Genomic DNA, 21,160 nt, shown 5'->3' with positions numbered 1-21,160 from the left:
CTCATTCTTTTTCCTTGATCCCATAGCCCATCACGGCCTTGACCTCCAGGAATTCTCGCAGGCCGTGCTCGCCCCACTCGCGGCCGTTGCCCGACTGCCGGTAGCCACCAAAGGGCGCGCCGAAGTCCGGCCCCGCGCCATTGAGATGGACCATGCCGGTGCGCAGGCGCGAAGCCACCCGGCGTGCATGCTCCAGGCTGCCGGACTGCACATAGCCGGACAGGCCGTAGACGGTGTCGTTGGCCATGCGGATGGCTTCTTCCTCGCTGTCATAGGGAATCATCACCAGCACCGGGCCGAAGATTTCCTCGCGGGCAATCGCCATGTCGTTGCGCACATCGGCAAACACCGTGGGCCTGACGAAATAGCCCTTGGCCAGCCCTTCGGGCCGGCCCGTGCCGCCGGCCACCAGCGTGGCACCCTCGTCCAGCCCTTTCTGGATCAGGGCCTGGATCTTGTGGAACTGGGCTTCGCTGGCCACGGGCCCCATGTGCATGCCCTCGGCCGAAGCATCGGCCACGGTCACGGCGCCCGCCACGGCCTTGGCGATGGCCGCGGCCTGCGCGTGCAGCGCGCGCGGCACGAACATGCGCGTGGGCGCATTGCAGCTCTGGCCCGAGTTGGTGAAGCAGGCCTGCACGCCCTGGGTGACCGCCTTTTGCAGGTCGGCATCTTCGAGCACGATGTTGGCGGACTTGCCGCCCAGTTCCTGCGCCACGCGCTTGACGCTGTCGGCCGCGGCCTTGGCCACGGCAATGCCGGCGCGCGTGGAGCCGGTGAAAGTCATCATGTCGATGCCCGGGTGGGCCGACAGGGCTTCGCCCACGCCGGGGCCGTCGCCGTTGACGAGGTTGAACACGCCGGGCGGCACGCCCGCCTCGTGCAGCACCTCGGCCATGAGGATGGCATTGAGCGGCGCGATCTCCGAGGGCTTGAGCACCATGGTGCAGCCCGCCGCCAGGGCCGGCGCCACCTTGCACATGATCTGGTTGACGGGCCAGTTCCAGGGCGTGATCATGCCGACCACGCCCACGGGCTCGTGCACGATGGCCGTGGTGCCCTGCACATGCTCGAAGGAAAATTGCTTGAGCACCTCGATGGTGGTCGCCAGGTGCGCCACGCCCGTGGCGGCCTGCGCGGCCTTGGACAGCCACAGCGGCGCCCCCATCTCCTGCGAGATGGTCTGCACGAAGTCGCCGTAGCGGCGCTGGTAGACCTCCAGCACCCTGGCCAGCAGGGCAAGGCGCTCTTCGCGGCGGGTCTGCGAATAGCTTTCGAAAGCGCGCCGCGCGGCCTTCACGGCCAGGTCCACGTCGGCGGCCGAGCCCAGGCTGATACGCGCAATGGGTTGCTCGGTGGAGGGATTGACGACCTCCAGGGTGCGCGTAATGGCCGGGTCCACCCATTGGCCGTCGATGTAGAACTGCAACTGGTCTTTCATGTACGGGTTTCCTTGACGTTTGATGGCAGGATCGCCGGCGCGCTGGCAAGGCGCACCGGCTTGTGCGGCGGCACGAGGGCCGGCTTCAGTTCTTGGGCCGGATCGCGTCGGCCGTGCCCTGGATGAAGGCCTTGAGGGATTCGACGTCGTCCGCGGACAGCTTGCCCGTGAAGTCCGGCATGCCTCGCGCCATGGCCGGCCCCTTGAAGACGAAGCTGCCCAGGTTCTCGATATAGGAGGCGTCCAGATAGCCCAGGTTGGGAATGTTGCCGCCGCGGTCCACGCCCGGCACGCCATGGCAGAACACGCAGTTGGCCACATACAGCGCGGTGCCCGCCTCGACCTTGGCCGGGTCGTACTTCACGCCCTGCAGCAGCTTGCCCATGCGCTGGGCCACGAACTCCGGCATCTTGGCCGTGCCGCCCACGGCAAAGGTGTAGACCGTGCCCGGGCCCTGGCGCTCGGTGGCCCGCGCCGCCAGGCCGTACACGCCGCCCCAGCCCACGGCGACCGAGACATACTGCTTGCCATCCACCATATAGGTGCTGGGCGCGGCGACCACGCCGGTGCCGGTGGGCGTCTCCCAGAGCTTGTCGCCATTGCTGGCGTCATAGGCCACCAGCCGGCCGTCGGCCGTGCCCTGGAACACTACATTGCCGGCCGTGGTGAGCGTGCCGCCGTTCCACGGCGAGACATGCTCCACGCGCCAGACCTCCTTCTGCGCGACGGGATCCCAGGCCAGCAGGCGGCCGAAAGGCTTGCTCTTGGGCGGCTCGGCATTGAAGAACTTGCCCGTGTTCCAGCCGGTGCCGGACTGGGGCTTGCCCGGCCCGACCTCGTTGAACTTCCAGTTCTTGTCGTCCATCAGGTTGACGGGCACGTTCTGAGCCGGCAGGTACACCAGACCGGTCTTGGGATTGAAGGACATCGGATGCCAGTTGTGCGCGCCATAGGGGCCGGGAATCGCGTCATAGGGCTTGCTGCCGTCGCGCGCCGCGGCGATCTCCATGGGCCGGCCGTTCTTGTCGTAACCGCTGGCCCAGTTCACCGGCACGAAGTTCCTGGCCGAGATGAACTTGCCGTTGGTGCGGTCGATGACGAAGAAGAACCCGTTCTTGGGCGCATGCAGGATCACCTTGCGCAGCTTTCCGTCGATCCGGATGTCGGCCAGGATCATGGGCTGCGTGGAGGTGTAGTCCCAGTTGTCGCCCGGGGTTTCCTGGTAATGCCACTTGTATTTGCCGGTGTCGGGGTCCAGCGCCACGACGGAGGCCAGGTACAGGTTGTCGCCGCCCTTGGGGCTGCGTTTCTTGTGGGCCCAGGGAGAGCCGTTGCCGGTGCCTACGTACATGGTGTTGAGTTCGGGGTCGAAGGCCATGGTGTCCCACATGGTGCCGCCGCCGCCCGCCTCCCACCACTTGCCGCTGGAGTCCCAGGTCTTGGCCGCGCGTCGCATGGATTCGTCCTCGAAAGGCCGGGACGGATCGCCGGGCACGCTGAACCAGCGCCATTTCTGCTCGCCGGTCTCGGCGTCGTAGGCCGTGAGGTAGCCGCGCACCCCGTACTCGGCGCCGCCATTGCCGATGATGACCTTGCCCTTGAACACACGCGGCGCGCCGGTGATGGTGTACGAGCCCTTCTGCCCCTCGATGGTGTTGCGCTCCCACACCACCTTGCCCGTGGCGGCGTCCAGCGCAATCAGGCGGCCGTCGTAGGCGCCCACGTAGACCTTGCCCTTCCACAAGGCCACGCCCCGGTTGACGACGTCGCAGCAGCCCCGGTAGCCGATGCTGCGATCCACCCCGGGGTCGTAGGTCCACAGCTTCTGGCCGGTGCGCGCATCGATGGCATGCACCACGCTCCAGGAGGCGGATACATACATCACGCCATCCACCACCACGGGTGTTGCCTCCACGCCGCGCGTGGACTCCAGGTTGTAGGACCAGGCCAGACCCAGGTCCTTGGCATTGGCGGTGTTGATCTGGTCCAGCCGGCTGTAGCGGGTCTCGGCGTAGTCCACGCCGACAACGGGCCAGTCGGGCGTTCCCGCAGCGTTGTTCAAGACGAATGACTGGTCCACGCGCCGGCTGGCCGCGGCGCGGCTGCCGGTATCCTGGGCCGATGCCGCAGCCGCGACCACACATGAAAGAACGCCGAACGCGAGTCTGTTGCCAAGCAAGCTCATGGGTGTCTCCTGGTTCTGCTTTGTTCAAATTGGCACTGCAGAGCATCCCGCCTCGTCCTGTTTTTTGCATGCTCGGGATTTCACCAAGCAGCGGTTGTGCCGTTTCGGAACACATTCGACCGTCGTCGTTCCCCGAGGAGATGCCCATGGGGCCTGGAAAATGGCGTACGGCAGATGCGCCCAGGCAATTGTTTTCAACCTCGGCCACAGAGCGGGTCGAAATCGCGAGGCGCCAGTTTTTCGAGGAAGGCATGCGCCCCTCGGGGCTGGTGAGCGAAGCCGTGATCCAGTCCTGGATGCGCTGCCGCCGCGTGCATCCCGATCCGCAGCGCCAGGTGGCGTTCGCGCCGGTCACCCGCAGCCGCCTGCATGCCACGCAGGAGCGCAGCCGGGGCCTGCTCCAGGTCGCGCAACACGAAATCGCGGCCATGGAGCGGGCGCTGGCGGGCGCCGATGTGCGCGTGCTGCTGACCGACGGCGACGGCGTTGCTCTCTATCTGAGCCCCGTGCCGCAGTCATCCGCCCCGGAAATGCTGTCGCGCCATATGGGACAGCCCGGCTCCAATATCGGCGAACGCATTGCCGGCACCACGGCACCTGGCATTGTGGCTGCCACCGGCCAGGCCTGCACGGTCCTGGGTGGCGAGCACTACTTCGACGAACTGCGTCTGCTGCAATGTGCGGCCGCACCCATCCGCGACGTGCGCGGCAAGGTGGTCGGTGTGCTCGACCTCACCACGCTGGCCCGCCCCTTCGGCTTCGACGCCGGCCAGATGGTGGGCATGCATGCCACCGTGATCGAGAACGTATTGCTGCAGGCGCAGTCGCAGGAACATCTGATACTGCGCTTCCAGCTCCATCCCGCGCTGCTGGAGACGCCTTTGCAGGGATTGGCCGGCATTGCCTCCGATGGCCACGTCGCCTGGCTCAATGACGCAGGCGCCCGCATCGTGGGCCTGCTGCCGGCCGACGCCGCATCGCGCGAGGTGGAAAGCCTGTTCGGCCACAGCCTGCAGCAGTTGCTACGCCTGAGCACTGCCGCGGCGCCCCGGTTCCTCAGGCTGGCCAGCGGTCTTGGCGTCTGGGCACAGGCGCGGCTGCAGGCCTGTGGCGCACATGCCCTGCTGGCCGATGAAGAAGCCGCAGGCGCGGCGCAGCCGGCCGCGCTGGCACCGCGTCCGCCCGAAGCAGCGGCCAAAGAGGCGGGGATGGACGCGGAAAATGAAGCCTGCCAGCCCACGCTGCGCGAGCACAACCGCAGGCTGGTCGAGGCCACGCTGGCCGCCCATGGCGGAAATATCTCCCAGGCAGCCCGGCAGCTGCGCATCTCGCGAGGGACGCTGTATCGCCTGCTGCGCAGCTGGAAGCAGGCGCAATGATCAGTGCAGCTTGAGCCGGCCGGATACGCGCTGCTGCAGCAGCCGGGCCAGGGCCAGCAGCACGGTCTTGCCAAGGCCCAGGATGGCGCGGTGGTGCATCAGGTGCAGCGACATGTACATCCACTTGGCCATCAGTCCTTCCACGAAGAAGTTCTTGCCGGCCAGCCCGCCCATCAAATTGCCCACGCCCTTGTTGTCGCCCAGCGAGACGAGCGAACCCAGGTCCTGGTAGACAAAGGGCTCGCGCACGTCGCTCTCGCGCAGCATGGCCAGAAACACCTTGGCCAGATAGGCCGCCTGCTGGTGGGCAGCCTGGGCCCGTGCGGGAACGAGCTTGTCCTCGCCCCAGGGACAGGCGGCGCAATCGCCCATGGCATAGATCTCGGGCACCGAAGTGCGCAGATGCGTGTCCACGACAAACTGGTTGAGCCGATTGGTTTCCAGGCCCAGCCTGGCATTGCCGTCCGCCGCCTTGATGCCCGCGGCCCAGACGATCATGTCGGCATGGATCTCGCCCGCGGAAGTGACCAGCACGCCCTTGCGCAGCTCCTGCACGCGCGTGCCGGTGAGCACGTTGACCTGCTTTCGCCGCAGCGCCAGCATGGCCTGCTCCGAGATGCGCGGCGGCAAACCGCCCAGGATGCGGTCCCCGCCTTCCACCAGGGAAATATCGAGCCTGAAGCGCTGGGCGCTGCCCAGGCTGTCGAGCAGAACCGCATGGGCTTCCAGCAGCTCCGCCGACAGCTCCACGCCGGTAGCTCCGGCGCCCACGATGGCGATGGAGAGGCTGCGCTCATTCGAGAACGAGGCGCGTGCACTGGCGCTCAGCCAGTCGGAATGGAAACGCTGCGCATCGCGCACGTTCTCGAGCAGGTAGGCATGCTCGATGCCCGGCGTACCGAACGAATTCGAGCCGCTGCCCAGCGCCAGCACCAGGCGCTTGAAGCTCACGGTGCGGGACGGAACGATTTCCTCGTCCTGCGCGCCATGGATGGCCTCCAGCGTGACGGTCTTGCGCTGCGTATCCAGGGCACATAACTCCCCCATCGTGAAGCTGAAATGGTTGCGCCTTGCCAGCACCGTATAGGACAGTCCTTCCTGATGCGCATCCAGCGTGCCGGCAGCCACCTCATGCAGTGTCGGTTTCCAGATATGGAATGGAAACTTGTCGATGAGCAGCACACGCTCGCGGCCCTGCCCGCTTCCCAGCTGGCGGCCCAGCCGGGCTGCAAGCTCCAGGCCTCCGGCCCCTCCGCCGACGATCACGATATCGAAATGCACAACCACCGCCTTTCCACTTTTGACTGAAATCAGTTTAGCGGCCGCTGCCCCTTGCAAGTACCGGGCGCACCGAAATATGTCTATAACGGCGGCTTTATCGGGCAGCCCGCCTGCTGCGGGCGCCCCTGCTGCGGCACTGCTCAGACCCTGGCCGCCAGCAACTGCCGCGGCAGAAAGCAAAAGCCTGCATTGGCAGGCCTTGCTCCCATGGCTAGCACCTCGCCAGGACAGCCATCAGAAATATGGCACTCCATAATAATCGCTAATGCTACGCCCGTATTCGTTCGTATATTCCTTGGCCGTTCCGCTTTCGTACCTGGGGGCATTTTCAATCTGCTCTCTGGTGAGATGTGCCACATAGCCGCCTTTGCTGGGCTCGTAGCTCAAGGATTCCCAGGGCAGCGGATAACGGTCGGCGCCCATGCCCAAAATCCCGCCGGACTCCAGTACGGCATACCGCACCTTTCCGGAAAATCTGTCGATCATCAATGAATCGATGGTGCCCAGCTTTTCGCCCAGGCAATCATAGACGTTTGTGCCGGTCACTTTATCAAAGGACACAATATTGCTTTCGGTCGCACAGGCAGCCATACCTTTCTCCACACATTGTATTCACCGGCCTTCACCGGAATTGAAAAGCCATCCTCGCTTATCCCAAGTCATGGGATTTTTTCGCGGCCTTGAGCTGAAATCAATTCCAGGCAGGATTTTATGGGTTTGCAATTTTCAATGCCGGAATGCTTTTAGCTACGGCAATGCAAAAATAAAACAACCCGTTGCCCTCCGCATTTACCAGGGAGGGAACATGATGACAAGCCAGATGATGAGAACAATCGCCAACGCCCAGAGGATTCCACGCTTGGGAAACAGCGACGGTATGCCAGGGCGAGGCGTCTGATTACGGGATTTGTCTTGATCTTTCATGGAAAAGCTGCGGCATGTGGCGTTCCCGACGGGAGCCATTCTTTCTGGCACCCTTCTTGCTTATTTATCTTCGCCAAACGCCGATCGGCATATTTTTTCCTTAGAACAAACCATTCATACCGGAGCAATTACATGATCTATGTAATTCTTGCAGAAAAATTTACAAAATTCATCTACAGCAAGCTTCATGTCAAAGATACTGCTTCATTTCTTCTTTTGATGCTTTTTGTCTGGTCTGAAATAGGTGCAATTACGCTGGGCCTTGCCTATTTGACAGATCCCCTGCTTTAAACCGGTTTTCAGCCGGGTCTGGATTGCACGCCACCCAACACCACTTACCAGACACGCCTCAGCCCCGGGGGCACCGGCTCTTCTTTCTTCCTGCCCGCACATTGCGGGCATTGATATGAGACGAATGCAATTCGGGCAGACAATGGGCTGTGGCCCGCTCACTTCTTGGCAGCCTCTGCATTTTTCTTGCGTGTGGCAGCGGCTTTCTTTGCAGATGCCGAACGCTCCTGTGCCGGCCGCGATGCCGACGCGGCGCCGCCCAGCTTTCCACCTTTGCGGGACGGCGAATGATCCACGGAATGGCCCCGTCCCGAGCCGGACTTCTTTCCTCCGCCGGTTTCCTTGTTGACCGTAGCCCAGGCCCGCCTTTCAGCCTCTTCATGGCTGACACCCCGATCTTCATAGCTGTCTTCGATGTGCCGGGCTTGGCGCTTTTGCTTGTCGGTATAAGCGGATTTGTCACCTCGAGGCATTGTTCTTCCTTTCTCGTTCGAATTGGTGCAGGCATGAATCTGGGCATGAGAAACCCGGCCCCTGGCTACCAGGTTGTGCCGACACAAACAGCTTGCAATATTTCATTGGGTCGCTGACCTCTGCAATATAACCAAATCACAGAGCATGGTCTGTCTGCAAATACAACAGCATGCAATTCGGGCCTGCAAATGTGCTGCATTGGTTGTGGCAGATTCAGCTGCAGGCCGGAAAATGGTTTCTTTGAATTATTTTCAGCAAAAGAAGCAGCATTTATTGCAGTTGCAGTTTCATTTTTTTACCCAGCAGAAATTTTGCAATATTCCAGGAACGACACTTGCCTCGGATCCAACCAGAATTCTCAAACATCGTGGGTGGCTCATTGATATTCTTTCGGCACATTGATTCCGCTGATATTTATCTTGGAGATACTATGCAACGCGTAACACCTGATGAGTATTTCAATCCCGAGCCGCACGTACGCTACTATCGAACGACTGCAGAAGCCTTTCCCTGTGCAGCGGCCGACGCTATCTCCATATTCCACTCCAGGAGCAAGCGCACATACCGGAATCTCTGGATGTCCTTGATATTGATAGGTCTAATTTTGGCGCTTGCATATATGCTTATTCATAAACCCTCCTAGGTATACAGAAAAGCACGGTATGCATCTTGGATCAGATCATGGTTTTTATTCCATCGACGCTTATTTGCATATTAGCTCCGGGATTGATCCATGGCTGCTTTCCATTTTCCCATGAAATAACCACCTGGAAAAATCAATGAAATAACCGGTCCGGCCTGCCGACGGGCCGATCTTTACAGGAATAGACCATGGCTCAGAGCACCCGATCAAACTATTCTTCCACCCGCGCCGTTTGGAAAGGTGCTGTAAATTTTGGCTTGGTCCATATACCCATCGGTTTATATTCCGCCACATCCAGCTCCGATACCGATTTCAACTGGCTGGACAAAAGAACCTTGCAGCCGGTTGGCTACAAGCGGATCAACAAGGCCACTGAGGAAGAGCTGAAACCTTCGGAAATTGTGAAGGGTGTGGAGTATGAGAACGGCAAGTACGTGGTCCTTACCGAAGAGGAGATCATGGCCGCATTTCCCAAGCTCACCCGAGCGATAGAGATAGAGGCGTTCATAGATGTCGACGAAATTCCCTTTATCTACCTGGAAAAGCCTTACTACACAGCGCCTTTGAATGGCGGGGAAAAAACCTATGCCTTGCTCAGGGAGGCCCTCAAGAAAAGCAACAAGGTGGGCATATCCAGAATCGTCATCCAGACCAAGCAGCACCTGGCTTTGCTCATTCCCTGCGGCAGGGCACTCATCCTCAATCTTCTGCGCTGGGGCGGAGAAATCCGTCCTTTCGAGGCGTTGAACCTTCCGCCCCTGGATCCCAGGGACGCAGGCATCAAGGCGTCGGAAATCCGAATGGCCCTGGCATTGATCAATGAAATGACGCAGCCCTGGGATGCCGACCAGTTCAGGAACTCGTTCCAAGACGAAATACATCGCCTGCTGGAAACCAAGATCCAGGCCAGGGACGCCCAGGCCCTCAGGCACGAACCGAACGTACTGCCTTCCCGGAGCGGCTCCGAGGTGATGGATCTCACCACCCTGCTGGAAAGAAGCCTGCTCGGGCGAAATGAAAGACCGCGCAAGTCCGTTTCGCGGCAGGAAGAGAACATGCCGTCCCGTGCTCCAAGGAACAAGGCCTCGCAGGGCGCCCGCAGGCACTCATCCAATGCCGCCACCGCGGCGCAGGGAAAGTTCCACTGAAGAGAGCGCCTCATGTCCGCTGCAATGAGCTGCTGGCAGTCGGATTGCCCGGTGGCTTGATCGTTCTCAACCGCTTCGGCCACGCTATCGAAGGAGATGCCCATGCCCCATGCGATCCGTGAAACATTTGATGGAAATGACAATATCGGCGCAGGTGGAGAGCCACAGCAGCAAGCCCAGGCAAACCATCCACCGCTGACGACACAGCAGGGGATAGTGGTTGCCGACAACCAGAACTCACTTGCAGACGCCAAACATGGCGCCACCCTTCTGGAAGACTTCATCCTGCGGGAAAAGATCACGCACTTCGACCACGAGCGCATTCCCGAACGCGTCGTACACGCCAGAGGCTCTGCAGCTCACGGATATTTCGTGTTGACGGATTCTCTGTCCGGCTTCACCACGGCCAAGGTACTGACGGAAACCGGCAGGAGAATACCGGTCTTTGCCAGGTTCTCCACGGTGGCAGGCGGTGCGGGATCCGTGGATACGCCACGGGACGTGCGCGGCTTTGCGGTCAAGCTCTATACCGAAGAGGGCAACTGGGACCTGGTGGGAAACAACATTCCCGTGTTCTTCATACAGGATGCGATGAAGTTCCCGGACCTGGTGCATGCGCTGAAGATGGAACCCGACCGGGCTTTTCCGCAGGCTGCACCCGCGCATGACACTTTCTGGGACCTTATTTCGCTGATGCCGGAGTCCATGCACATGGTGATGTGGATCATGAGCGATCGCACCCTGCCGCGCAGTCTGCGCATGATGGAAGGCTTCGGCATCCATAGCTTTCGGCTGGTCAATGCGGAAGGCAGGAGCACCTATGTGAAGTTCCATTGGCGCCCGGCCCTGGGAGTCCAATCGACAGTCTGGGACGAAGCGCTCAAGCTCCAGGCGGCCGACAATGACTATCACCGGCGCGACCTGTTCGAAGCCATCGAAGCCGGTGCCTTTCCTGCCTGGGATCTTTGCGTGCAGCTGTTCACCGAGGAACAGGCGCAGACCCTGCCTTTCGACCATCTCGACCCTACCAAGATCATTCCTGAAGAGCTCATTGCATTGCGGCGTATCGGCCAGATGGTGCTGGATCGCTGGCCCGACAACTTCTTTGCCGAAACCGAGCAGGTGGCTTTCTGCCCCGCCAATGTTCCACCGGGCATCGATTTCACCAACGACCCGCTCTTGCAGGGCCGCCTGTTTTCCTATCTGGATACGCAGCTCCTGCGCCTGGGCGGTCCCAATTTCGCGCAGTTGCCCATCAACGCGCCGCAGTGCCCTTTTGCGAACAACCAACGCGATGGCCACATGCAGACGCAGCGACCGCATGGACGGGTGGCCTACGAGCCTTCGAGCCTGCAGGCGGACAGCCCTCGTGCCTGCAGGGCCACCGGATTCAGGCATTTCGCGCAGGCCGCTCCTACGGGAACCAAAGGGCGCCTGCGCCCTGAAAGCTTTGCCGATCACTACAGCCAGGCCCGGATGTTTTATCGAAGCCAGGACACCGTCGAGCAATCTCATCTCGCCAGCGCCCTGGTTTTCGAGCTTTCCAAGGTCGAAACCGCCCACGTGCGTATGGCCATGGTAAGCCATCTGCTGGTGATCGACGAGGACCTCGGCAAACGCGTCGCTCAGGGACTGGGGATCAGCCCGCTGCCACGGCCGGCGGAGCCTGCAATGCCGGTACTGAACCTCGATCCGAGCCCCGCCACCACGCTCATCGGACGCATGAAGCACACATTGGAAGGGCGTTGCGTGGCAATCCTCGCCGACGATGGATCGAACGCGCATGCCATTGCAAAGCTCCGCGGGGCACTGCAGGCGGAAAAAGCCATGGTCAGGATCGTTGCACCGAAGATCGCAGGAGCGAGACTGGATGACGGCAGCCTGCTTGCCGCCCACGGCCATCTGGCAGGCAGTCCATCGGCGCAATTCGACGCCGTGGCCGCCGTGCTGACACCGGAATCCGCAGAAAGGCTGTGCATGGACGCCGATGCACAAGCCTGGTTCAGGGATGCCTTCGTCCATTTGAAAGCCATCGCGGCCTGCGAAGCAACGCAGGCCCTCATGGCAAAGGCAGGCATCACTTTCGATGAAGGCGTTTTTTCCATCGACGATACCGATGCCTTCCTCGAAGGCGCTAAAACCCGGTTCTGGAGCCGCGAGCCATCGGTGCGCTCTCTTGCCTGAGGTGGTCCGAGACCTGTATTTGTTTCCTAAACCATTCGCTGTCGAATGTAATGCCGCTCCACTCCAGAGACGGATTTTCCATGGAGACAAATCCGCTGGACTGCCGGCTTCGACTTGGCAAAGGCACGCCGGCTTTTTAGGCGCAGCGTCCTTCCCTCCTGCCTATCCGGCCGCCGCCACTGCAAAAGCTGCAGGGCGGCAATGTCCCCTTCAAAGCCCCCTCTTCCAGCCTATCGCCGGCAATGCGAGCTTTAAGCATGCCAAGCCTTAAAGAAAATAATGGAACGGAATTTGCCAGTTCGGCAGGGTTACAGGGAAAATTCCATGCCAAAAAACTTTGTGCCCCAGGATATCGAACTGGAGAAAATCATTACCGCCATCAACGTAAATGTTGAAAAGGAAATCGCGGTATGCGCCGTCAAGGCGATAGACACCGAATCCGATGGCTATTTCTCCACGCTCTGGGAATTTTCCTTGAACGGCAAGCATCCACGCCAGCTGACCTTTGGCTCCCACATGGATATATCGCCGCGCTATTCGCATGACGGTAGCCAATTGGCATTTCTGTCGGATCGCTCCGGGGATGGAACCTCGCAAGTCCACATTCTCCCCATGGATGGCGGAGAAGCACGTCAGCTCGGCCACCTAGCAGGCGGTGCCTCCGAGGTCTGGTGGCGACCGCAAGGCGATCGCCTGCTGGTGCTGGCCAGCGTCACGGTGGATCCGGACCGGCGAAAGGAAGGTTGCATGCGCTGGGATGGCGCCGATGCGCCTGCGCGCAAGGCCGATGCTCCCCATCTATGCTGGAGACTGCCCTACAAGATGAATGGCACGGGCTATCTGCTCGACGCGCGAACCCATCTGTTCATGCTGGACGCGGCGAAGGGAAAACCCAGGCAGCTGACGGCCGGCGACTTCAATGTCCATTCCGCAGCCTGGGCACCCGATGGCAAGCGCCTATGCTTTTGCAGAACCAGGGAAGAGGAAGACCAGCAGCATTGCACGGATATATGGCTGCTGGACCTGGAAGGCGACAAGCCTGCGCAATGCATGCGCCTGAGCTCCGGGCAGAATAACTGCACCTCGCCCAGCTGGTCTCCGGAGGGCAAATGGATAGTGTTTGCAGGAGCGCAGGCAGACGGCGATGCCCAGATGCGGCTGTGGCTCATCGACATGGACGGCAGGCAGGTCAGGCCCCTGGGTGACGAGTCCATTGAAGTCGTGGCCGGAGAGCTTCACTGGAAAAAGGACAGCACTGCCGTCGCATTCATACAGGCCATCCGCGGACTGCAAAGCGTGGTTGAAATATCCGTTCCTACGGGAAAGACCCGGCCGCTCGCGCAGGGAGAGCGGCAAGTTGGGATATTGGCTGCCAATGACTTTCTCGTCTACAGCAGCGAAGACCTGGTATCCGCGCAGGAACTCTACTGCAGAAGATGGGACGGGCAGGAAGAAGAAACACAGTTGTCGCACTTCAACCCGTGGTGGCAAGAGCGAGACAGGCTCCATGCAGAGCATCGTGTTTTTGACGTGCCTGCCGGCGGCGGCAGCACCGAGAAGATAGATGGCTGGTTGCTTGCGCTGCGGGATTGCGACGAGCTTGAAAAAGCGAGGCCTCTGTTGATCGATATCCACGGAGGACCGGCAAGCTATGTGGATTTCCAATTTTCCTCCCATGCCTATTGGCAGATCCTTTGCTCGCGCGGCTGGACAGTGCTTGCATTGAATGCCGTGGGCTCCAGCAGTTACGGACGAGATTTCTCGGAGCGTCTGCGCGGGAAATGGGGGGAACTCGATTTGCCCCAACACCTTGGTGCACTCGGCCAACTGCAGCAGCAAGGTATTGCCAGGGAAGCGGCAATCATCGGCAATTCATATGGCGGCTACATGGCGGCCTATGCAATAGGCCATTCGGACAGGTTCAAGGCTGCCATTGTCAGCGCTCCTGTGGCAAACCTCGAATCCCACTTCGGGACTTCGGATAGCGGCTATTACGCAGACACTTATTCGATGGAAGTGGATGAAGAGGAGAGCCATCATATCTTCCATAAATTGTCACCTGCCAGCAGCATAGACAAAGCGAAAACTCCCACCCTGTTCCTCCAGGGCATGGAGGACGAGCGCTGCCCACGAGCCCAAACGGAAGAATTGTTTGTCAAGCTCAGATACACCACCGACACCCCCACAGAGATGGTTCTGTACCCCGGGGGAGATCATTCTTTTGCCGTCAGCGGCAAGCCTTCACATCGCGTGGATGCGCTGCAGAGAATACTGCAGTGGCTGGAAAAATGGGTCACCGACAAATAGCCCAAACCACTGCCCTGCTGCAATACATGATGCACTCGGTCATGCGCCATATGGCCGAATCCAGACCCATGCAAACAAGCCAGAAGGATAGCTCATGCGGCTGTTAGGCCGCCTCAGAGGTATCGATGTCTTTGTTGCCACTGCCAACGCGGGAAGCTTCGGTGCGGCTTCCCGGAGCCTCTGTCTTACGGAATCTGCCGTGCGCAAAGCCATCGCACGCCTGAAAGAGCGTCTCGACACCCAGCTGTTCAAGCGCCTGCCCCAGAACCTCGAACTGACAAAGACCGGGGCAAGATTCCATCGGCATTGTGCCGGGCAAAGAAAGAGATGGAAAAGGCGCAGGCATCGATTCTTGAAAGTCCACCTCTCCGAGGGACTTCTCTGCCGCTGCCGGCAGCGGCAGAAGCCATGGCGCAGCGCCTGGCCGGCCCATGAATCCGGACTCGGGCCGGTGATGCAACAAAGGCCACCCCGGAGGCACATCCATATGGGCTGCCTTACGACAGCTTCTCCATGCGTGCGGACTTGGGCAAGGCTGCCCTGGTCGAGCATTTGAAGGCGGCTTTCAACTGGTTTAGAACGTCCTGCTTGCAGCGGGAGGATTCCGCGGCCGTACAGTCCTGCGGTATCCAGACCTCATACCCCGACATGCGTGCATCCGTGGCAGTCAGCATCACGCACATATCGGTCGCGAAGCCTACGATGATGAGCTTTTCCGCCTGCATCCTGCGCAGCAGGTGCTCCAGGGGCGTGGAATGGAAGGCCGAATGCTGGGGCTTCAGGATGACGAGGTCCTGAGGCTGTGGGGCCAGCCTCCGCGCTATTTCACCTCGTGCACCCGGCAACGCACGGCAGGAGGCCAGCACATCGCTGAATTCGCTGTGCCAGGTGCCATAGTTGTCATTGGCATAGATGGCCGCGACACCCCGGGCAGCCAGCCTGGCCTTGAGCTTGGCAATACGATGCGAAGCCTCGAGGGCGGCGGGAAGGAGTGCTTGCGCATTCGGAAAATGCAGGGGATTGATCACATCGACCAGCACCAGCACTTCCGGGCTGTGAGGCACTTTCGCGGGTTTCAGCCGCCGCATTTCCTTGCGAGGAGCATCAGAGCATTTTGCTTCGCTGCTGCTCGGCACGGGCCGCTCCAATAGCGGTTTCCACCTGCTTGGCTTCTTCGGGCGGAGGAAGAACCGAAGGCATGCCCAGGTGTTCAATGGCCAGCTCTCTGCACCACCCTTTGGTATGGAACAGATGATGCTGCTCATCCTTCCAGACGCTGTCGTACGCCTGCTGCAAAATCTCCTGCTGCTTGCCCCCGGCTGCCTCGGCTATCTTGCCAAGCAATTCCCAGTTGGCCTGGTCCTTGGTTTCGGCATGCACGACGCATTCGCAGGCCATGATTTCCGCAGTTTTTGCATCGCAGGTCTTCCTGGCCAGCTCCATGGCCTTGACGAGGGATTCACCGATGGACTTCACAACCATCCGTGCCGGGGATTGCTCGTCGGGATCCATGTCCAGAGCCTCGCACACGCTGCGCACCACTTCCTGATGCTTGCGCGTTTCCTCAAGATACTCTTCCCATTCCTTTTTCAAATCGTCATTGCATGCAGCTTCCAGCGCCGTCCGGTAGACAAGCTCGCCCCCCAGTTCGGTTTCCATCATCTGCAGCAAGAGCTGCTTGAGTTGTGCTGCATCATAGGGGCGCTTTGCCATGGCGATCTCCATCGTGGTTGAGTGGCTGGTAGTTTTCGGTTCTCTATGTCGATGCGGCTGCACCGCAAGCCGCCTGTGTCAGGGGGTGGCTCCGCCGGCCGTACTGCCTGCCGCGGCAGATATGCCGCGCCTGTCGGGCTCGGCCGGCTTGGAAATATCCCGGAGAGCCTGGGCGGCCTCTTCTGCGCTGAACTTGACAGCCACATCCCCTAGGGATAGGACGCCGACCAGGCGCTTTTCCCTGTCCACCACCGGCAAGCGCCGTATCTGGGCGTCACACATCTGGCGCGCAGCTTCTTCCAGCGTCTGGTCTTCATAGCACCATCGCACGCCCTCGGACATCACTTGCGACAAGGAGGTGGTGTCTGCTGGCAAACCCTGGGCCGTGCTTCTGATGGTGATATCGCGGTCGGTCACCATTCCGACCAGCTTCTGTCCGTCACATATGGGCACCGAGCCCACGGCCAGTTCATCCATGGCCTGGGCAGCAAATTGCACGGTATCTGTGGGCGAAAGGCTTCGCACACCGCGTGTCATCACATCCTTGACTGTGGTCATTGCTCGACTCCTTGCATTTCTTGCTGTGGCAGTTCCAGCGCCTGTGCGAAGACAAGGGCAATCAGCATGCCCGCCCCGGCTGCGCGTTGCCTCGCTGCACGGATTCCACGGCAGCACAGGCCGAAAGCCTCAGTTCAATGTCCACGGACAGAAAGCTTTTCAATGGCATTCCAATATCAAATATCGTTTCACCCCAAAATCAGCCTTCGTATCGGATGCAATAGCGGTCACCGGACTTGTAAAAATAAAAACAACCACCAGTCCGAGCGTGATTTCCAGGCATGTTTTTTGCCGGAACTCAGAGCCCCTTCCGTGGGACAACAAGACCTCAACAGGCACTCAGTGAATTTGGAAAGAGCCATTTCATGCATACGACTCCGCCTACTCCTCCCATTGCGCCGCCCGTCAATCCTCCTCCCACAGACCCCATACTTCCCCCCCTGGGAGACCCGCCTCCGGCTCCTCCCCCCGCGCCCTATACCGACCCTCCGTCCTCGCCTCCGCCCATACAGGGAAATAGCCTGATGGCATAGCAATGGACGCACAAGCGCCACTTGTCTATATAGATACATTTTCGGAAGGCTGGCGTCGTGTACGCCGGGGCCGCGGTTTTGCCTATTTCACTGCAGACGGGAAACATATACGGGCACTGGAGGAACTCGAAAGAATACGCAAGCTGGCCATTCCGCCTGCCTACACGGATGTATGGATCTGTCCTTCTGCACAAGGCCATATACAGGCAATGGGACGCGACGCCAAAGGCCGCCTTCAATACAGATACCATCCTCTGTGGCAAGAGCGGCGCACGCAGGAAAAATTCAGCCGCATGCTGGCATTCGGGCGTTGTCTGCCTGCCATCAGGCGTGCCGTCGAGCATGATCTCGCCCTGAAAAAGCTGGAACTCAAAGTTATCACGGCTGCCATCGTCAAAATATTGGACCAAACGGGTTTCCGCATTGGCAATGAGCAATATGCTCTGCAAAACAAGTCCTACGGCGTGAGTACACTCAAAAACAGGCACGCCGTTGTCAAGGCAGGTCGGCTGACTCTCCACTTCCGGGGTAAAAGTGGCGTTATGCAGAAAACCACAATTACCGACAGGAGAATAATCCACATCATTCACCGCTGCCAGGAACTTCCCGGCCAACGGCTTTTCCAGTTTCCGGACCAAAATGGGCAGCTTCAATCCGTGCAATCAGAAGATGTGAACTCTTATCTGCGCTCCATATCCGGGGAAAATTTCACTGCAAAGGATTTCCGGACCTGGCATGCCAATGTATGTGCAGTGCAGGCCAAGCTCGACAGCATCAAAGAACAGGGGCAGAATTCTTCTCCACAGCTGTCAACGGCTGAGATTATAAAAAAAGTCGCCAAGACCATAGGCAATACTTATTCTGTGTGCCGCAACTTCTACATACACCCCCATGTTCTACGCTTTTGCGAGCAAGAGTGTATAAAACATCCTTTCACCAATAAAATTAAAAAATCCGGACTAAATTGTGCTGAAAAATTATTCCTAAAAATTCTCCAATACAATAGTTAAAAATTATTCCTCGTAAGTCCACTTCACTCATTGATTTTTTTTAAGAAAAATTGTAATTTTTCTTATTAAATTGCATTCAAATGCAATAACACACTTGCTTGGGAACGTCAAAAATAAGGTATAACGATTACAAAAAATTTACCGAGCGTATACGCTCTTACATTTGACTTCGATGAAACCCAAATCAAAGAGATGGAGCAATGTGCGGGCACGGCTTCTGGGCCCGGAAGCCGGTTCCTCGGTTCTTTCCCTTAGCTTGGGAGGCAAATGGCTGGGAATGGGCCTGCTGGCTGTGGGTCTGGTCTCTGGAATAGCTTTGGCCTGGTTCCATACCCACGATTTTCTCCACCGTTTACTGCCTTTTATTTTTCTCGGCATGGGATTTCTTCTGCTTTACCTGAGCCGTTTTTTTTACAAGGAGAAATTTCATACAAAAGTCGTCGAAGAACGCCTCGCGCTTGTCACGGAAGGTACGGGAATTGGAGTTTTCGATATCGACTTGCGAAAACAAACTGTCTTCGCTTCCCCTGCACTTTTGAATTTATTTGGCATTCCAGTAACTGCACAGGATATAAATTTCTCGGCGATTCAGCAATATCTGCCAGAGAATTTTCTCAATGAATGCATTGCCTTTTTCTGGATCAAGGCAGCGGAAGGACGCATTGCCTATGAGCATGAAACCTCCATACCGGCAGCCGATCATGGAAATACAGGATTATTGATACGGGCCAGGATAGAGCGCAGCAAGGGCTATCCAATCCGCCTGTATGGTGCATGCCTGGATATCACCGAGCGCAAGGTGATCGACAGCCAGCTGATATCGACCCAACACAAGCTGAACCAGCAATTGAGTGACTTGGGCCATCTGCATGAACTCAGCACACAGCTTCTGGAAATACCGGATCTTAAAACACAGTTGAAGACGATATTAAGCACTTTGGTCCAGTTTCATGGCGCAGCCATGGGTTTGATCTCGCTTTATGACATCAGAAAGAACCAATTAAAAATAGGGGCAAATGTCGGCATAGATCTCAAGCTTTTATCCCAGGTATCCAGATTCGGTGGCACCAATGCATGCATAGATGCCTGCCTGGAAAAAAGCCGGATCATCATCGAAGACACGGAAAGCAGTTCGCAGTTCCATGCCTGCAGAGATATCGCACTGTCCCTGGGATTTCGCGCAATCCATTGCACTCCGCTCATCAGCCATCAAGGCGAAGTGCTGGGCACATTATCCATTTTCCTTCCCGATCCCCGACGCCCTACTCTGCGCGAATGCACGCTCGCAGATATTTGTGCGCGCAAAGCCGTTCTGTTCATAGAAAGAGATCGGGCTCAAAAGGATCTGGAGGATTCCCAGGGACGCTTTGAAGCCGTGCTCGATGCATCGGGAGCTCCTTTCATCATTCTCGAGCCCGTTCGCAAAAAGCGTGAGATCGTCAATTTCCGCTGGAAATACATCAATCGCGCTGCAGCAAGAGCATTCGGCCAGCTTCCCAGCGAACTGATGAAGCACGAAGTCCTCGAGACCCTTTCGTACATGTCGGCCGGCAGTCCCGAGTTCTACCATTGCATCAAGGTCATCGAGACCCAGCGCACCAGCGAATTCGACACGGCTTATGTACAGGGCGAAAAAACGCGCTGGTTCCACTGCATCGCGTCTCCGATACACGGAGGCATTGCAATATGGTTCGCCGACATATCGGAGCGCATCCGAAACGAACAGCTGCTGCGCCATAGCGATAAACGCAAGGATGAATTTCTGGCCACCTTGGCGCACGAGCTGAGAAATCCGCTGGCGCCCATCCAGCAGGCGGCCCAGCTGCTGGTGGCAGCCCCGGTCACGGATACGCAACGGCAATGGGCCAGCGCAGTCATAGACCGGCAGGTAAAACGCATGGGGGCACTTCTGGACGACCTGCTGGATGTTCCGCGTATCAGCCGCGGGACCCTGACGCTGAAGAAGACCCTTTCCAGCGTCAGCGACATCGTGGCTTCCGCGGTCGAGACGGCACTGCCCAATATCGAAGCGAAAAGCCACCATCTGGCAGTCCATAACAATGCCCCGTCAGTGGTGCTTGAAGTCGACACATTGCGCATTGCGCAGGTCATTGCCAACCTACTCAACAATGCGGCCAAATATACCGACTCCGGTGGAAATATCATTCTGCAGACCCGTATTCATGCCGATGAACTGATCATCGAAGTGAGCGACAACGGCATCGGGATTCCTTCGGAGTCCGTCTCCGAGGTATTCCATATGTTTACACAGCTTCACCATACGGAAGACAGAATTGGAGGCGGGCTGGGAATAGGTCTTGCTCTGTCCAAGGGATTGATAGAGCTGCACGGTGGCTCGATCTCCGCACACAGTGCAGGTCTGGGAAAAGGCAGCACCTTCACCTTGAAACTGCCCGTCAAGAGCGATATCCAGTCACTCAGTCCGATCACGAGGTTTGAAGAGGAGACTCCTTTTGAGACACCTTCGCGAAAGATACTGATTGCTGATGACAATCAGGATGCTCTGGAAACCCTGGGAGCATTGCTCATTGCCGAAGGGCATGAAGTACACCATGCACATGATGGCGAAAATGCCTTGAGAATCTGGCATGAACAGCACCCCGATGTCTGCCTGCTGGATATCGGCATGCCCAAGATGACCGGCTATGAAGTTGCGCGCCAGATCAGGGCCAGCGCCGAAGGGTCCAGCACACTGCTGCTGGCCTTGACGGGCTGGGGTCAGAGCCAGGATCGGCAGGCGTCCTTGAAGGCCGGTTTTGATCACCACCTGACCAAGCCGGTGAGCCCCAAGCAAATCAGCCAGCTTTTGAAAAAGCATAGCCTGCAGGATGCTTCTGCCCCTCCCTCCCCACTCCGCTGAAGCAACCGTATTCATAGCGGACCTCTCGAATGTGCCAGCAAATTCCCTGGAACATTTTTTGCCATGCATCGGCATAACTTCCCGTTGGAGAACTTATGCCATCCATACCTGAAGACCGTGCATGCAGACAATGCCCTCAATGTGAAAAAGCCGGTTCCGCCCCACATTCTTCGCTGGATCATCCAAGCAGCCCGCCGCCAGTCTCCAT

The 21,160-nt window shown here is 58.6% G+C and carries 18 protein-coding genes; 10 read left to right on the top strand and 8 right to left on the bottom strand.

Annotated elements, in window-relative coordinates:
* Position 1 precedes the first annotated feature (1 nt).
* Together Cte04_RS14385 and Cte04_RS14380 are read right to left on the bottom strand one after the other, a co-directional pair.
* A complete protein-coding gene (locus Cte04_RS14385) occupies positions 2-1,441 on the bottom strand; it encodes an aldehyde dehydrogenase family protein (RefSeq protein ID WP_066479115.1) in 1,440 nt (479 codons plus the stop codon).
* Between the two features lie 85 nt (positions 1,442-1,526).
* The gene (locus Cte04_RS14380; protein WP_066479111.1) at positions 1,527-3,626 is read right to left on the bottom strand and encodes a PQQ-dependent dehydrogenase, methanol/ethanol family; all 2,100 of its coding nucleotides are present in this window, start codon (positions 3,624-3,626) and stop codon (positions 1,527-1,529) included.
* Between the two features lie 146 nt (positions 3,627-3,772).
* On the opposite strand from Cte04_RS14380, the gene Cte04_RS14375 reads away from it, so the two are divergent.
* Positions 3,773-5,005 carry a helix-turn-helix domain-containing protein gene (locus Cte04_RS14375; RefSeq protein WP_066479397.1) on the top strand — a complete coding sequence of 411 codons (1,233 nt, stop codon included), beginning with the start codon at positions 3,773-3,775 and terminating at the stop codon, positions 5,003-5,005.
* Here Cte04_RS14375 and Cte04_RS14370 read toward each other — a convergent pair whose 3' ends face one another.
* Both Cte04_RS14370 and Cte04_RS14365 read right to left on the bottom strand, forming a co-directional pair.
* Positions 5,006-6,286 (bottom strand): NAD(P)/FAD-dependent oxidoreductase, encoded by a 1,281-nt coding sequence (locus tag Cte04_RS14370; RefSeq protein WP_066479102.1) that lies wholly within the window; start codon positions 6,284-6,286, stop codon positions 5,006-5,008.
* A gap of 234 nt (positions 6,287-6,520) precedes the next feature.
* The gene (locus Cte04_RS14365) at positions 6,521-6,877 is read right to left on the bottom strand and encodes a PRC-barrel domain-containing protein (RefSeq protein ID WP_066479101.1); all 357 of its coding nucleotides are present in this window, start codon (positions 6,875-6,877) and stop codon (positions 6,521-6,523) included.
* A gap of 331 nt (positions 6,878-7,208) precedes the next feature.
* On the opposite strand from Cte04_RS14365, the gene Cte04_RS14360 reads away from it, so the two are divergent.
* Together Cte04_RS14360 and Cte04_RS14355 are read left to right on the top strand one after the other, a co-directional pair.
* Positions 7,209-7,346, top strand: a complete 138-nt coding sequence (locus Cte04_RS14360; RefSeq protein ID WP_157082032.1) for a hypothetical protein — start codon at positions 7,209-7,211, stop codon at positions 7,344-7,346.
* On the top strand, positions 7,343-7,501 hold the full coding sequence (locus tag Cte04_RS14355; RefSeq protein WP_157082031.1) for a hypothetical protein: 159 nt from the start codon (positions 7,343-7,345) through the stop codon (positions 7,499-7,501). The genes Cte04_RS14360 and Cte04_RS14355 overlap by 4 nt, the downstream gene beginning before the upstream one ends.
* A 158-nt stretch (positions 7,502-7,659) precedes the next feature.
* Here the strand turns inward: Cte04_RS14355 and Cte04_RS14350 are convergent, their stop codons facing one another.
* On the bottom strand, positions 7,660-7,974 hold the full coding sequence (locus Cte04_RS14350) for a plasmid stabilization protein (RefSeq protein WP_083526678.1): 315 nt from the start codon (positions 7,972-7,974) through the stop codon (positions 7,660-7,662).
* Positions 7,975-8,119: 145 nt separating this feature from the next.
* Here Cte04_RS14350 and Cte04_RS14345 point away from each other — a divergent pair, with 145 nt between their 5' ends.
* The 5 genes from Cte04_RS14345 to Cte04_RS22225 all read left to right on the top strand — a co-directional run bounded on the left by Cte04_RS14345 (position 8,120) and on the right by Cte04_RS22225 (position 14,813).
* On the top strand, positions 8,120-8,377 hold the full coding sequence (locus tag Cte04_RS14345; protein ID WP_157082029.1) for a hypothetical protein: 258 nt from the start codon (positions 8,120-8,122) through the stop codon (positions 8,375-8,377).
* Positions 8,378-8,806: 429 nt separating this feature from the next.
* Entirely contained in the window at positions 8,807-9,766 is a 960-nt protein-coding gene (ku, locus tag Cte04_RS14340) for a non-homologous end joining protein Ku (protein WP_066479098.1), read from the top strand.
* Positions 9,767-9,862: 96 nt separating this feature from the next.
* Positions 9,863-11,950: a catalase gene (locus tag Cte04_RS14335; RefSeq protein WP_066479093.1), complete on the top strand. Its 2,088-nt coding sequence runs from the start codon at positions 9,863-9,865 to the stop codon at positions 11,948-11,950.
* Between the two features lie 324 nt (positions 11,951-12,274).
* A complete protein-coding gene (locus Cte04_RS14330) occupies positions 12,275-14,257 on the top strand; it encodes a S9 family peptidase (RefSeq protein ID WP_066479090.1) in 1,983 nt (660 codons plus the stop codon).
* Between the two features lie 94 nt (positions 14,258-14,351).
* Positions 14,352-14,813 carry a LysR family transcriptional regulator gene (locus Cte04_RS22225; RefSeq protein WP_083526677.1) on the top strand — a complete coding sequence of 154 codons (462 nt, stop codon included), beginning with the start codon at positions 14,352-14,354 and terminating at the stop codon, positions 14,811-14,813.
* Here the strand turns inward: Cte04_RS22225 and Cte04_RS14320 are convergent.
* From Cte04_RS14320 to Cte04_RS14310, 3 genes are all read right to left on the bottom strand, one after another.
* On the bottom strand, positions 14,755-15,393 hold the full coding sequence (locus tag Cte04_RS14320; protein ID WP_306302929.1) for a cysteine hydrolase family protein: 639 nt from the start codon (positions 15,391-15,393) through the stop codon (positions 14,755-14,757). The genes Cte04_RS22225 and Cte04_RS14320 overlap by 59 nt on opposite strands.
* Positions 15,362-15,970, bottom strand: a complete 609-nt coding sequence (locus tag Cte04_RS14315) for a DUF892 family protein (protein ID WP_066479394.1) — start codon at positions 15,968-15,970, stop codon at positions 15,362-15,364. The genes Cte04_RS14320 and Cte04_RS14315 overlap by 32 nt, the downstream gene beginning before the upstream one ends.
* Before the next feature lie 78 nt (positions 15,971-16,048).
* Complete coding sequence (locus Cte04_RS14310; protein ID WP_066479070.1) at positions 16,049-16,528, bottom strand: CBS domain-containing protein; 480 nt, start codon at positions 16,526-16,528, stop codon at positions 16,049-16,051.
* A gap of 535 nt (positions 16,529-17,063) precedes the next feature.
* Between Cte04_RS14310 and Cte04_RS14305 the strand changes: the two genes are divergently transcribed.
* Positions 17,064-18,071 carry a DNA topoisomerase IB gene (locus tag Cte04_RS14305; RefSeq protein WP_083526676.1) on the top strand — a complete coding sequence of 336 codons (1,008 nt, stop codon included), beginning with the start codon at positions 17,064-17,066 and terminating at the stop codon, positions 18,069-18,071.
* A gap of 172 nt (positions 18,072-18,243) precedes the next feature.
* The gene (locus tag Cte04_RS14300; protein WP_083526675.1) at positions 18,244-20,952 is read left to right on the top strand and encodes a hybrid sensor histidine kinase/response regulator; all 2,709 of its coding nucleotides are present in this window, start codon (positions 18,244-18,246) and stop codon (positions 20,950-20,952) included.
* Positions 20,953-21,160: the final 208 nt, after the last annotated feature.

The organism is Comamonas terrae (assembly GCF_001544075.1).
Lineage (GTDB): Bacteria > Pseudomonadota > Gammaproteobacteria > Burkholderiales > Burkholderiaceae_C > Comamonas > Comamonas terrae.
The sequence above is the reverse complement of the archived record's forward strand: the minus strand, read 5'-3'. Positions and strand labels throughout refer to the sequence as shown.